This is a genomic window from Serratia sp. 4542, from assembly GCF_016805595.1.
Taxonomy (GTDB): domain Bacteria; phylum Pseudomonadota; class Gammaproteobacteria; order Enterobacterales; family Enterobacteriaceae; genus Serratia; species Serratia nevei.
The window spans coordinates 1-13084 of record NZ_RXKV01000007.1 but is presented as its reverse complement, the minus strand read 5'-3'; the positions used below and the strand labels follow the sequence as shown (position 1 = coordinate 13084).

General features: G+C 61.0%; 12 protein-coding genes. 7 read left to right on the top strand and 5 right to left on the bottom strand.

What is annotated here, in order from left to right; all coding sequences use genetic code 11:
- Nucleotides 1-3: 3 nt before the first annotated feature.
- From kdpC to kdpE, 3 genes are all read left to right on the top strand, one after another.
- Complete coding sequence (kdpC, locus tag EKL15_RS08910) at nucleotides 4-573, top strand: potassium-transporting ATPase subunit KdpC (RefSeq protein ID WP_055311935.1); 570 nt, start codon at nucleotides 4-6, stop codon at nucleotides 571-573.
- Nucleotides 574-646: 73 nt separating this feature from the next.
- Entirely contained in the window at nucleotides 647-3343 is a 2697-nt protein-coding gene (gene kdpD, locus EKL15_RS08905) for a two-component system sensor histidine kinase KdpD (RefSeq protein ID WP_087763325.1), read from the top strand.
- Nucleotides 3344-3359: 16 nt separating this feature from the next.
- Nucleotides 3360-4049: a two-component system response regulator KdpE gene (gene kdpE / locus EKL15_RS08900; RefSeq protein ID WP_038877506.1), complete on the top strand. Its 690-nt coding sequence runs from the start codon at nucleotides 3360-3362 to the stop codon at nucleotides 4047-4049.
- A gap of 27 nt (nucleotides 4050-4076) precedes the next feature.
- Here the strand turns inward: kdpE and EKL15_RS08895 are convergent, their stop codons facing one another.
- From EKL15_RS08895 to seqA, 4 genes are all read right to left on the bottom strand, one after another.
- Nucleotides 4077-4376 carry a DUF3861 domain-containing protein gene (locus EKL15_RS08895; RefSeq protein ID WP_038877504.1) on the bottom strand — a complete coding sequence of 100 codons (300 nt, stop codon included), beginning with the start codon at nucleotides 4374-4376 and terminating at the stop codon, nucleotides 4077-4079.
- Nucleotides 4376-5014 carry a PadR family transcriptional regulator gene (locus EKL15_RS08890; protein WP_060423604.1) on the bottom strand — a complete coding sequence of 213 codons (639 nt, stop codon included), beginning with the start codon at nucleotides 5012-5014 and terminating at the stop codon, nucleotides 4376-4378. Before EKL15_RS08890 ends, EKL15_RS08895 begins: the two co-directional genes overlap by 1 nt.
- A gap of 191 nt (nucleotides 5015-5205) precedes the next feature.
- Nucleotides 5206-6849 carry a phosphoglucomutase (alpha-D-glucose-1,6-bisphosphate-dependent) gene (pgm, locus tag EKL15_RS08885; RefSeq protein ID WP_187322101.1) on the bottom strand — a complete coding sequence of 548 codons (1644 nt, stop codon included), beginning with the start codon at nucleotides 6847-6849 and terminating at the stop codon, nucleotides 5206-5208.
- A 77-nt stretch (nucleotides 6850-6926) separates the two neighbouring features.
- Entirely contained in the window at nucleotides 6927-7469 is a 543-nt protein-coding gene (gene seqA, locus EKL15_RS08880) for a replication initiation negative regulator SeqA (RefSeq protein ID WP_049201976.1), read from the bottom strand.
- 224 nt (nucleotides 7470-7693) lie between these two features.
- Here seqA and ybfF point away from each other — a divergent pair, with 224 nt between their 5' ends.
- From ybfF to fur, 4 genes are all read left to right on the top strand, one after another.
- Entirely contained in the window at nucleotides 7694-8467 is a 774-nt protein-coding gene (ybfF, locus tag EKL15_RS08875; RefSeq protein WP_080432951.1) for an esterase, read from the top strand.
- Between the two features lie 256 nt (nucleotides 8468-8723).
- Nucleotides 8724-9011, top strand: coding sequence for a LexA regulated protein (gene ybfE, locus EKL15_RS08870; RefSeq protein WP_004939936.1), 288 nt, complete (start codon nucleotides 8724-8726; stop codon nucleotides 9009-9011).
- Between the two features lie 264 nt (nucleotides 9012-9275).
- The gene (gene fldA / locus EKL15_RS08865) at nucleotides 9276-9815 is read left to right on the top strand and encodes a flavodoxin FldA (RefSeq protein WP_025301862.1); all 540 of its coding nucleotides are present in this window, start codon (nucleotides 9276-9278) and stop codon (nucleotides 9813-9815) included.
- 329 nt (nucleotides 9816-10144) lie between these two features.
- Nucleotides 10145-10591, top strand: a complete 447-nt coding sequence (gene fur, locus EKL15_RS08860) for a ferric iron uptake transcriptional regulator (protein WP_019454058.1) — start codon at nucleotides 10145-10147, stop codon at nucleotides 10589-10591.
- A gap of 245 nt (nucleotides 10592-10836) precedes the next feature.
- Here fur and EKL15_RS08855 read toward each other — a convergent pair.
- A partial coding sequence (locus EKL15_RS08855) for a family 20 glycosylhydrolase (protein WP_203089274.1) occupies nucleotides 10837-13084 on the bottom strand: 2248 nt, incomplete at its 5' end.

The window sequence follows — 13084 nt, the reverse complement described above, 5'->3', positions numbered from 1 at the left end:
AACATGACTTATTTACGACCTGCGCTGGTGATGCTGATCCTGCTGACGCTGATCACCGGCATCGCCTATCCGCTGCTGACCACCGGGCTGGCGCAGCTGCTGTTTCCGGGTGCGGCCAACGGTTCGCTGCTGTACCGGGGCGACAAGGCGGTCGGCTCCGCGCTGATCGGCCAGAACTTCACGCGCGCCGACTATTTCTGGGGCCGCCCATCGGCCACCGGCGATTCGGCCTATAATCCACTGGCCTCTGCCGGCAGCAACCTGGCGGCCACCAACCCGGCACTGGATAAGGCTATCGCCGAGCGCGCAGCGCAGCTGCGCCAGGCCAACCCTGCGATGAGCGGCCCGATCCCGGTCGATCTGCTGACCGCCTCCGGCAGCGGGTTGGATCCGCAAATCTCGATCGCCGCCGCACAGTATCAGCTGGCACGGGTCGCGGCGGCACGGCATCTGCCGCCGGAACAGATCGCCAAACTGATCGAAGACAACACCGATCGGGCCACGCCCAACTTCATGGGGGAATCGGTGGTGAACGTACTGAAGCTGAACCTGGCGCTGGATGCGTTGAAGTAACGCGCCGTATTCAGCATAGTGATAGGGTTCGGCATGCCGAACCCCTTTTTGCTTGGTAACACAAGGAATTGTCATGGTCGAAGAAGAGCAGCAGCGCCCCGATCCCGATAGCCTGCTGGCGATGGCCAATGAAAAACCGCGCGGCCGATTGAAAGTATTCTTCGGCGCCTGCGCCGGCGTCGGCAAAACCTACGCCATGCTGCAGGAAGCCCAGCGTTTGCGCGCTCAGGGGCTGGACGTGCTGGTCGGCGTGGTGGAAACCCACGGCCGCAGCGAGACCGCCGCCCTGCTCGACGGCCTGACGCTGCTGCCGCAAAAACGCATCCAGCATCGTGGCCGGCTGGTGCATGAATTCGATCTCGACGCCGCGCTGGCGCGCCACCCGGCGCTGGTGTTGATGGATGAACTGGCGCACAGCAACGCTCACGGTTCGCGCCACCCCAAACGCTGGCAGGATGTGGAAGAGCTGCTGGATGCCGGCATCGACGTGCTGACAACCGTCAACGTACAGCATCTGGAAAGCCTGAACGACGTAGTGGGCGGCGTGACCGGCGTGCGGGTGCGTGAAACGGTGCCCGACCACGTGTTTGACGAGGCCAGCGAAGTGGTGCTGGTCGATCTGCCGCCGGACGATCTGCGCCGGCGGCTGCACGAAGGCAAAGTGTATATTCCCGGCCAGGCCGAGCGCGCCATCGAGCACTTCTTCCGCAAAGGCAACCTGATCGCCCTGCGCGAGCTGGCGCTGCGCCGCACCGCCGATCGGGTCGATGACCAGATGCGCGAGTTTCGTGACACCCAGGGGCGCGAGAAAGTGTGGCACACCCGCGACAGCATTCTGCTGTGCGTCGGCCACAACAGCGGCAACGAAAAGCTGGTGCGCATCGCCGCCCGGCTGGCGGCGCGGCTCGGCTGCCACTGGCATGCGGTCTATGTGGAAACCCCCAAGCTGCACCGGCTGCCGGAAAACCAGCGCCGCGCCATTCTGCGCGCGCTGCGGCTAGCGCAGGAACTGGGGGCAGAAACCGCCACGCTGGCCGATCCGTCCGAAGAGCGCGCGGTGCTGCGCTATGCCCGCGAGCATAACCTCGGCAAAATCATCATCGGCCGCCGCAGCGAGCAGCGCTGGAAGCTGCGCGGCAGCTTCGCCGATCGCCTCGGCCGGCTGGGCCCGGATCTCGATCTGGTGATCGTGGCGCTGGAGAGCGACACCGCACAACCGCCGCCGGGCAAGGAGCACGACGGCCGCAGCTTCAATGATAAATGGCGCATGCAGCTGCGCGGTTGCGTGGTCGCGGTGGCGCTGTGCGCGCTGATTACCCTGCTCTCGCAGTGGCTGCTGCCGGGCTTCGATCAGGCCAACCTGGTGATGGTTTATCTGCTCGGCGTGGCGATCGTCGCGCTGTTCTTCGGCCGCTGGCCGTCGGTGCTGGCGGCGGTGATCAACGTCGCCAGTTTCGATCTGTTCTTCGTCCAGCCCGAATGGTCGTTCGCCGTCAGCGACATGCAGTATCTGCTGACCTTCGGCGTGATGCTCGCCGTCGGCATCATCATCGGCAACCTGACCGCCGGGGTGCGTTATCAGGCCCGGGTGGCGCGCTACCGCGAGCAGCGGGCGCGCCACCTGTACGAAATGTCGCGCGGGCTGAGCCGCGCGCTGACCGTGGCCGACATCGCCAACACCAGCCGCCACTTCCTCTCCAGCAGTTTCCAGGCGAAAACCGTGCTGCTGCTGCCGCAGGAAGACGGCCGCCTGCAACAGATGGTCGGCGAGGAAGGTGGGCTGCTGTCGGTAGACGAGGCCATCGCACGCTGGAGCTTCGACAAAGGCCTGCCGGCCGGCGCCGGCACCGACACCCTGCCCGGCGTGCCTTACCAGCTGCTGCCACTCAATACCCCCAAGCAGACCTTCGGCCTGCTGGCGATCGAACCCAACAACCTGCGCCAGCTGATGGTGCCGGAACAGCAGCGGCTGCTGCAGACCTTCGCGGTGCTGATCGCCAGCGCGCTGGAGCGGCTGCACCTGGCGCGCAGCGCCGAAGAAGCCAAGCTGGACGCCGAGCGCGAACAGCTGCGCAACTCGTTGCTGGCGGCGCTGTCGCACGATCTGCGCACGCCGCTGACCGTGCTGTTCGGCCAGGCGGAAATTCTCACGCTGGATCTGGCGGCCGAAGGCTCCAATCACGCCACCCAGGCCAGCCAGATCCGCCAGCAGGTGCTGAGCACCACCCGGCTGGTGAACAACCTGCTGGATATGGCGCGCATCCAGTCCGGCGGTTTCAGCCTGCGCAAAGAGTGGCAGTCGCTGGAAGAGATCGTCGGCGCCTCGCTGCACATGCTGGAGCCGCTGCTCAGCCAGCATCCTATCGTGGTCGAACTGCCGCCGGAACAGATCCTGGTCAACTGCGACGGCAGCCTGCTGGAGCGGGTGTTCACCAACCTGTTGGAAAACGCCAATAAATACGCCGGCGCCGAGGCCACCATCGGCATTCGCGCCCGCACGCTGCCCGAGTGGCTGGAAGTCGAGGTCTGGGATAACGGCCCCGGCATCCCCGCCGATCAGCTGCAGCTGATTTTCGACAAGTTTTCACGCGGCAATAAAGAGTCGGCAATCCCCGGCGTCGGCTTGGGGTTAGCGATTTGCCGTGCCATTATTGAAGTGCATGATGGCCGCATCTGGGCGGAAAACGGCGCCAACGGCGGCGCCAGCTTCCGCTTCGTGCTGCCGCTGGAAAAACCGCCCGAGATCGACGGCGACGCCTTCGATCTGTAATCAACGCAGGGGAAACGTGAGCATAACGCCAACCAACATTCTGATTGTTGAAGATGAAAAAGAGATCCGCCGCTTCGTGCGCACCGCACTGGAGAGCGAAGGCCTGCGGGTATTTGAAAGTGAAACGCTGCAGCGTGGGTTGATTGAAGCCGGCACGCGCAAACCGGATCTGATCATTCTTGATTTGGGCTTGCCGGACGGCGACGGGCTGAGCTACATCCGCGATCTGCGGCAGTGGAGCGCCATTCCGGTGATCGTGCTGTCGGCGCGCAACGCCGAAGAGGACAAAATCGCCGCGCTGGACGCCGGCGCCGACGACTACCTCAGCAAACCGTTCGGCATCGGCGAGCTGCTGGCGCGGGTACGGGTCGCACTGCGTCGCCACTCCGCCAGCCAACAGGAAAGCCCGCTGATAAGCTTTTCGGAAATCACCGTCGATCTGGTGAATCGCCGGGTACTGCGCAACGACGAAGATCTGCATCTGACGCCGATCGAGTTTCGCCTGTTGGCGGAGCTGCTGGCCAACGCCGGCAAAGTGATCACCCAACGCCAACTGTTGAGCCACGTCTGGGGGCCGAACTACGTGGAGCACAGCCACTATCTGCGCATCTACATGGGCCACCTGCGGCAGAAGCTCGAAGCCGATCCGGCCCGGCCCAAACACCTGCTGACCGAAACCGGCGTCGGCTATCGCTTCATGCCTTAACCCCGGCGGGCGCGGTTTGCCGCGCCTTTACGCCGCCGGCCCCTTCTTCAATCCGACCATAAATTCTTTAAACGCATCGCGCAGCGGAGCAAACACCGGGTGTTTGCGGTTTTCGATCATCACTTCGGAGAACAGCTTCAAGCCTACGGCGAAGGCCGCGCTCTGCTCGGGGCCGAAGTTCAGATCGTCACGCGCCCGGATGCGTTCGACGATATCGAGAATATCGTCGTGGTTGGTCACTTCAAAACTCAGCGGCGCTTTCTCGACGGGATTGCCCTGGCGATCGCTCAGGGCTTCAACGGTAATAGTAAAACGGTGGCCGGGCATCAGTTCTTCTCCTGCTGCGTGGGTTGAATATGCATTTCGCTTTCGATCGCCGCCACGGCGGTCAGCAACGCGGCGTTGATGCGCTCCACCTGCTGCGGCGTGAGATCGGCGCGCATCACGTTGCCGCGCAGCAGGCTGCGCAGGCGGTTCATGGCGTCGTAGATGCCTTCCGCCAGATTGCCGTGCCGATGATGCTCGCGGCCGGCGCCCGCCAGACGCGCCAGAATGACGTCAACCACCTGTTGATGCTTTTGCAGCTCGCCCTCGCCCGCGGCGGTGATGCGGTAGCTTTTGCGGCCGTTGCCGGTGGTGAGCGGCTCAAGGAAATCCTGCTCTTCCAGCAGCGTCAGCGTGGGGTAAATCACCCCCGGGCTCGGCACGTACAGGCCGGATGACGCCTCCTCAATCGCCTTGATCAGCTCATAGCCGTGGCTGGGCTTGCGCGCCACCAGCGCCAGCAGTACCAGACGCAGATCGCCGTGCTCGAACAGACGGTGACGCCCGCCCCGGCCGCCGCGCCCACCCCGGCCGTGCTCTTCGCCTTCGCCGCCGAAGTGATGGCGCCCACCGCGATGACGGCGGCCCTCTTCGCATTCATGATGGTGGTGATGCCGGTGTAAACCTAATCGATGAAACATAGGGTGATACCTCGCTTTAACAGTGAACATCAATACGAGGTTGTTTAGATATATCTAAACAGCGTCGATAACGCTAATCTAGATCGATATATCTAAATGCGCAAGCGTGCGCCGATAAAAAGATATATCTAAATTGCAGGCATAAAAAAAGCGCTGTAAAAACAGCGCTTTTTATCAATCAAGAAAAGCGATTACTTGGCGGAAGCCAGCACTTCGCTAACGATCTCGACCGCTTCGTGCTCGATTTTCTCGCGGTGTTCCGCCCCAAGGAAGCTCTCGCAGTAGATCTTGTATGCGTCTTCGGTACCGGAAGGACGGGCCGCGAACCAGCCGTTGTCGGTCATCACTTTCAGGCCGCCAATCGACGCGCCGTTGCCCGGTGCCGCAGTCAGACGGGCGGTGATCGGGTCGCCCGCCAGGGTATTGGCCTTGACCATTTCCGGCGACAGCTTGGACAGCGCCGTTTTTTGCGCCGCAGTCGCTGGCGCCTGGATGCGGTTGTAGCTTGGCGCACCGAAGCGTTTGGCCAGATCGTCATAGTGATGCTGCGGGTTTTCACCGGTTACCGCGGTGATTTCAGCCGCCAGCAGACACATGATGATACCGTCTTTGTCCGTCGACCACGGTTTGCCGTTGAAGCGCAGGAACGAGGCCCCGGCGCTCTCTTCGCCGCCGAAGCCCAGGCTGCCGTCGAACAGGCCGTCCACGAACCACTTGAAGCCGACCGGCACTTCCACCAGCTTGCGGCCCAGGTCGGCCACCACGCGGTCGATCATCGCGCTGGACACCAGCGTTTTACCGACTGCGACATCAGCGCCCCACTGCGGGCGATGCTGGAACAGGTAGTTGATGGCTACCGCCAGATAATGGTTCGGGTTCATCAGGCCCTTCGGCGTGACGATGCCGTGGCGGTCGTAATCCGGATCGTTGGCGAACGCCAGATCGAATTTGTCGCGCAGCGCCAGCAGGCCGGCCATCGCCGACTCGGACGAACAGTCCATGCGGATGATGCCGTCGTGGTCCAGGTGCATAAAGCGGAAGGTCTGATCGATGGAATCGTTCACCAGCGTCAGATCCAGCTTGTAGTGCTCCGCCACGCGCTGCCAATAGGCGATGCCGGAACCGCCAAGCGGATCCACGCCCAGTTTCAGGCCGGCGCGTTGGATGGCCGGCATGTCGACCACCTCAACCAGGCCTTCGACATAAGGCTGCACCAGGTCTTTGGCATGCAGGTGGCCGCTGTTCCAGGCCTTGTCCAGCGACTGGCGCTGAACGCCTTTCAACTGTTGCGCCAGCAGTTCGTTGGCGCGCTTTTCAATCACCGACGTCAGGTTGGTGTCGGCCGGGCCGCCGTTCGGCGGGTTGTACTTGATGCCGCCGTCTTCCGGTGGGTTATGGGACGGCGTAATGACGATGCCGTCGGCCTGCGCGCCGCCGCGGCGGTTGTGGCACAGAATGGCGTGCGATACCGCCGGCGTTGGCGTGAAACCGTTATTTTCCTGCACGATCACATCGACGCCGTTGGCGGTCAGCACTTCCAGCACGGAAATGAAGGCCGGCTCGGACAGCGCATGGGTGTCTTTGCCCACGTAGCACGGGCCGGTGGTGCCCTGCTGATGACGAACTTCGGCGATCGCCTGAGCGATGGCGAGGATGTGCGCTTCGTTGAAGCTGTGGCGCTGCGCGCTGCCGCGGTGGCCGGAGGTGCCAAACTTCACCGCATGTGCGGGATTGCCGGCTTCCGGTTGCAGCACATAGTACTGCGACGTCAGCTGGGCTACGTTGATCAGATCGCTTTGGCGGGCGGGCTGCCCGGCACGTGGATTATTCGCCATCGACATATCTCCCTCATCCCTGTCGGTGACCGGGCAAATACGTCGCGCACGGCCATCATGACGGGCTGTTCGCTAAATTAGACGGTACCGCAAACTTTCTCGATCAGTTCCGCCGGGAACTGCATGGCCTGCATGATGTGTTCAATCATGCTGCGTTTGCGGCCGGTATTGGTATTGGTGATCACCCAGTAAGGGGTGCCCGGTACATGCTTCGGCTTGGTATGCGTGCCGTTGGCCAGCAAGGTCTGCTGATCGCCGGCGAAATAGGTGCGGGTACGGCCGGTCAACGCCTCGGTGGCGGCGGCGAAACCGGCGGCATCGAGGGTATACAGGGTGGACAGCACCAGCATGAAACGGTTGACCGCTTTGTTCTGCTCGGCATATTCATCCGACAACAGCAGCTCGCGCATGGCGCGCACGCGATCGCGCGGACGCTGCGCCGGCGCCGTTTTTTCCAGCTCGACGGACTGCGGCGCACTGGCGGCAGGCAACGCGCGCACCGGTTGCCCGGCGGTGAATTTCAACATGCGGCGTAAAATATCGGACGCGCTTTCACCGATGTGTTGCGTGTGGCTGGCAATATAACGGTAAAGCTCTTCGTCGACTTCAATAGTTTTCATCTTTATCCAATACTGTTTTTTCTACTTAGAACCTGAAGCCAGATCCTGCATTCAAGCCATGGGATTATAAGGTTAAAAGCGCTGGGGCGAACACAACAATGTGCCTCCGGACGGAAAATGCAGACTAATACCTATAGCCGGCACTGCCAAGCCCGCGCCGCGAAAATTCCGCATGATTCATCGTGCGATTCAATCATGATACCCTAATCTGAATCTCTCTCAGTATGAACTTCGCCATGAAATTACATTATCAACTGCTGGCCGCCGAGTCAGACGCGCTGCCGGTGCTGCTGATCCACGGGCTGTTCGGCAATCTGGACAACCTGGGCGTGCTGGCGCGCGATCTGCATAAACAGCACACGGTGATCAAGGTCGATCTGCGCAACCACGGCCTCTCCCCGCGCGCCGACGACATGAACTACCCCGCCATGGCGCAGGATCTGCTGGCGCTGCTCGACGAACTGCAGCTGGAAAAAGCGATCGTCATCGGCCATTCGATGGGCGGCAAAGCGGCGATGGCGCTGACCGCCATCGCGCCCGAGCGCGTCGCCAGGCTGATCGTCATCGACGTCGCGCCGGTGAATTACCAGACCCGCCGCCACGACGAGATCTTCGCCGCACTGAAGGCCGTCAGCGCCGCCGGCATCACCCAGCGCCAGGCGGCTGCCCAGCTGATGCGCGACTACCTGCAGGAAGAAGGCGTGATCCAGTTCCTGCTGAAGTCCTTCCACAACGGCGAATGGCGCTTCAACCTGCCGGTGCTGATCGAACGCTACGAAGACATCACCGGCTGGCAGGAAGTCCCGGCCTGGCCGCATCCGACCCTGTTCATTCGCGGCGGCCTGTCGCCGTACGTGCAGGACAGCTACCGTGCGGACATCGCCCGCCAGTTCCCGCAGGCCCGCGCGCACGTCGTCGCCGGCACCGGCCATTGGGTGCACGCCGAAAAACCGGAAGCGGTGCTGCGCGCCATTCACCGTTTCCTCGACGAAGCCTGAAAAACGCACTCACCTGGCGAAAAAACGCGCTAAAGATAACGGCTTAGCGCGTTTAGCCCGCAGTTAGGCATTGTCGTCGCTCCATCTGCTGGGGTAATATGGCGCGCTATAATTTTGCCACCGCGCCAGCGCGTTCGCGAACGCCGGTTCGGGGGTGAATTTGGGTTAGGGTTTATTGGCCCGAAGTGTGTTAACCGATGCCTCCGGAAGCGTGCGAGCGCTTTTTGATGCAAACTCCCTTGCAGTACCGCTACCTATGGCAAAAGAACAAACGGATCGCACGACGCTGGATCTGTTCGCAGATGAACGCCGTCCGGGGCGCCCGAAAACCAACCCGCTTTCCCGCGATGAACAGCTTAGAATCAATAAGCGCAATCAGTTACGGCGCGATAAAGTGCGTGGATTGCGGCGCGTAGAGCTGAAAATCAACGCGGATGCGGTGGACGCCCTGAACAAACTGGCGGAACAGCGCAACATCAGCCGCAGCGAACTCATCGAGCAGATGCTGTTGGCACAACTGGCGGAAGAACAGCCGGAACATTGATCTCTTCGGCCGCACGCGCGGCGCGGCGTTAAGGACAACGCCGGATCGACCACGCTTTTCTTCATTCTCCGGCATCGCATAAATGCGATAAAACCCCGGCGCCACTTTCTGGCATGATACGCATTTACCGGTAAGAGACTGCGCCTGTCGGCGCCCGCCCCGGAGGCGAAAGGCTCTTGCCATGGCATCATTTTAATCGGCGTCAGCGGCGGCAGTGCCGGCGTCGAGTAATGCAATTACTTGAATTTAAAGGTTATACGCGATATGGCTACTGTAGGCATTTTCTTTGGCAGCGACACTGGCAATACCGAAAACATTGCCAAAATGATCCAGAAAATTCTCCAGAAACAGTTTGGCGACGACGTCTCTGAAGTGCATGACATCGCTAAAAGCAGCAAAGAAGACCTGGAAGGGTTCGATATCCTGCTGCTGGGTATCCCGACCTGGTACTACGGTGAAGCGCAGTGTGACTGGGATGATTTCTTCCCGACGCTGGAAGAAGTCGACTTCAACGGCAAACTGGTGGCGCTGTTCGGCTGCGGCGACCAGGAAGACTACGCGGAATACTTCTGTGACGCGATGGGCACCATCCGCGACATCATCGAACCGCGTGGCGCGGCCATCGTGGGCCACTGGCCGACCAAAGGCTACCACTTCGAGGCCTCCAAAGGCCTGGCGGACGACGATCACTTCATCGGTCTGGCGATCGACGAAGACCGTCAGCCTGAGCTGACCAACGAGCGCGTGGACGCCTGGGTCAAACAAATCGTCGAAGAGCTGAGCCTGGCCGATATCGTCGGCTAAGCCCCGGCACTGGCGAAAGGTTGAACAAAGGCCCTGTAAAGTGCATAGTGTGCCCACAGGGCCGTCATCGGCAGCAGGGATTGCTGCGATAGAAGCTACAGATTTGTAACTTCCCACCCCGTCACGGTAGACTGAGATATCGGTTTATCCCATCCATCAAGGCGTTGCATGCAAAACATGCAATAGTGCAATTATATCTTTGTTAACAACCGGCGGTTTCCATTTAGTACAACCGGTTCTATAATGAGACGCATTAACTCTTTGTGCCGACCGATGCCACAGGCGAGTACGCCTCAACTTGATTAGCATAGTAACAGGACTGAATTCGCATGACCGACAACAACATCGCATTGAAGAAGGCCGGCTTAAAAGTCACGCTTCCGCGACTCAAAATCCTGGAAGTACTGCAAAATCCGGAATGCCATCACGTCAGTGCGGAAGATTTGTACAAAAAACTGATTGATATGGGCGAAGAGATCGGGCTGGCAACGGTTTATCGCGTACTGAACCAGTTTGACGATGCGGGCATTGTGACACGTCACAATTTCGAAGGCGGCAAGTCCGTGTTCGAGCTGACCCAACAGCATCACCACGATCACCTGATTTGCCTGGACTGCGGCAAAGTGATCGAATTCAGCGACGAATCCATCGAAGTGCGGCAGCGTGACATCGCCAAGCAGCACGGCATCAAGCTCACCAACCACAGCCTGTACCTGTACGGCCACTGTGAAACCGGTGACTGTCGCGAAGACGAAACGCTGCACGACAAGAAATAAGCCTGACCGGCTATGAAAAACCGCCTCACACCGAGGCGGTTTTTTTATGCCTGCCGTGCAAAGGGCAAAAAAATCCCCGGACAAGCCGGGGGAAAATCATGTCATGAAATATCACAATTGCAGCGGCACTGCTACTCCACGTACTACTCTCACTACAACGTCCGCCCTACGCCGACACGCGCGGGCGAACGCATTCCCCCTTCGTTATACGGCCGCCGCCAGGGCAGCAGGCCGTTGCACCGGGCTTAGACCTTCTCGGCGCGGCTGTAGCGCTTGCCGTCCGGGCTAACCGAACGCACCTGCACCTCACCGGACACCGCAGGCTTGGCCTTGGCGTCATAGCGCTGCCACTGCTTGCCGCCGTCGGTGGAGTACTCGATGCCCAATCCCGGCAGCGCGATATTCGCCTCCAGCTTGCCGCCCGCTACGCGTGCGCCCGGCACCGGCAGACGGTAAGCGACGCCACCTTTGTCCAGCTTGGCCAGTTCACGCTGCCCCAGGATATTGGCGAAGCGCAGCCAGTCTTTCTCCAGCGTCTTGGTATCGACAAAGTGGGTTTCCCCGCCTTTGTATTCGCGGCCGGCGCGGTAGTCCTGCTCCCAACCGGCGCGGTGCCAGGCGCGTTCAGCCACCGACAGCGCGCGTGGGAAAATCATGTATTCCATCTGCGGATCGGTGCGCTGGGTTTCGCTCCACAGCTGAGCGGACAGCCCGTAGGCGCCCGGCCACGGCTTATCGCTCTTGGCGTTGAAGTGGTTGCCGTCGCGGTCGACTGAAGTTTCCGCGTTCTGCGGCATGTTATCCGGCGCGAAGCTGAACACCTTGCGCTCGTCGCTGAAGCGGGTGCCCCAGTAGTAACCGCGCTCGTCCGGGTTCACCTCGTAAGGGAAGTCCATGTAGACGTAGTCCGGGTTGGAAACCACCACTTCATACCCTTTGTTGGCCCAGTCGTTGACGCTATCGAAACCGCCCCAGTACAGGGTATCCCAGAAGTTGACGCCCACGCGCGAGGTGGCGAACGCCTTCGCGTTCTCGGCGTCTTTCAGGCCATCCTGCCAGGCCTGCATTCTGTCGATGCCGTGCGCCTTCACCAGCTTGCTGACCTCTTGGCCGAAGTAGCTCGGCAGGTGCTCCATGTCGGCCACCTTGCCTTCTTTGATCATCGTCTGGCACACCTGCGACTTGGCCCACGGTTTGTCTTCGTTGCTCTGATCGATGATGCCTTTGCCCGGCTCCGGTTTCGCCTTGTCGGTGTAGCCGGCGCCCAGGCGAATGTTTTTCGCTTCGTCGCCGCCGAAGTGCCAGGTCTTGATCGGCTGGCCGGCCTCTTTATGCATCTGGGCGATCTCGCCGATCACCTTGTCGACAAAACGCTGGGAAGAATCCAGGCACGGGTTCAGGTAGCTCTGGCGGTTAAAGAACTGCACGGAGGTGGTGTTGGAGGTATCGGTCGGATCCACCAGGCGGAATTCGTTGGCCTCTTGCTCTTTCCCGGCGGCATGCAGCTTTTTATAGCGCGCTTCCATCGAGACCACCGCGGCGCGGGCGTGTGCCGGCATGTCGATCTCCGGGATCACTTCAATCTGGCGTGCCTGGGCGTATTTGATGATGTCGATATAGTCCTGACGGCTGAAGAAGCCGCCGTAGACGTCCGGCCCCTGGCCGTACTGCGGCAGCAGACAGGTGGTTTCGCTCAGATCGTGGCAGCGCTGGCCGCCGACCTCCGTCAGCTCAGGCAAACCGGGGATCTCGATGCGCCAGCCTTCGTCATCGCTCAGGTGGAAGTGGAATTTGTTGAGCTTGTAGGCCGCCATCTGATCCAGCAGGCGCAGCACCGCGTCCTTCTTATGGAAGTTGCGCGCTACGTCGAGGAAAATGCCGCGATACTGGAAGCGTGGCGCATCGCTGGCGTCCAGCGTGGCGATCTTGCCGCTGCCGTCGCTCGGCACTAACGACAGGATCGACTGCAGCCCGTAGAACACCCCGGCCTGATCGAAGCCGATCACCCGCGCCTCTTTCTTGCCGATTTTCAGCTCATAGGCGCCCGGCACCGCCATCGCGCCTTTAAACTTGCCCGGCTGGATGTCGGTCTTGATCGGATAGCCGTTGGCCTGAACCGGCACACCCAGCAGCGCGAAGCGCTGATTGACGACGTCCGCCGCCGGCTTGACCAGCGTGCTCAGATCCGGCGATACCCCTTTGCGCAAATCGACGTCCTGCGCGTGAACCTTCACCTGCATCGGCGTCGGCACGATCTGGCCGCGCAGCGCGCCGGCAGGCAGCGTCTGCAGATCGGCATTGCTGACAAAGCGCGAAGCCGGCGTCATCAGAATGTTTTTGTCGTCCTTGGTGCGCTTCCACTGGTCGCCGGTGAACGGCGCCACAAACTGGTCCAGGTTTTCGGTGTCGGTATTCGCCAGCATTTTCGGCTTGGCGTCGCCGGACGTGGCATACCAGCGCGGCAGGAAGTCGTTTCTGAACAGCTGCCAATAT

Bases quoted from the DNA above. Each gene is read 5' to 3' on its own strand.
- seqA (WP_049201976.1), bottom strand. From the start codon at position 7,469: ATGAAAACTATTGAAGTCGACGAAGAGCTTTACCGTTATATTGCCAGC.
- EKL15_RS08890 (WP_060423604.1), bottom strand. From the start codon at position 5,014: ATGTTTCATCGATTAGGTTTACACCGGCATCACCACCATCATGAATGC.
- EKL15_RS08895 (WP_038877504.1), bottom strand. From the start codon at position 4,376: ATGCCCGGCCACCGTTTTACTATTACCGTTGAAGCCCTGAGCGATCGC.
- fldA (WP_025301862.1), top strand. From the start codon at position 9,276: ATGGCTACTGTAGGCATTTTCTTTGGCAGCGACACTGGCAATACCGAA.
- pgm (WP_187322101.1), bottom strand. From the start codon at position 6,849: ATGGCGAATAATCCACGTGCCGGGCAGCCCGCCCGCCAAAGCGATCTG.
- fur (WP_019454058.1), top strand. From the start codon at position 10,145: ATGACCGACAACAACATCGCATTGAAGAAGGCCGGCTTAAAAGTCACG.
- kdpC (WP_055311935.1), top strand. From the start codon at position 4: ATGACTTATTTACGACCTGCGCTGGTGATGCTGATCCTGCTGACGCTG.
- kdpD (WP_087763325.1), top strand. From the start codon at position 647: ATGGTCGAAGAAGAGCAGCAGCGCCCCGATCCCGATAGCCTGCTGGCG.
- ybfF (WP_080432951.1), top strand. From the start codon at position 7,694: ATGAACTTCGCCATGAAATTACATTATCAACTGCTGGCCGCCGAGTCA.
- ybfE (WP_004939936.1), top strand. From the start codon at position 8,724: ATGGCAAAAGAACAAACGGATCGCACGACGCTGGATCTGTTCGCAGAT.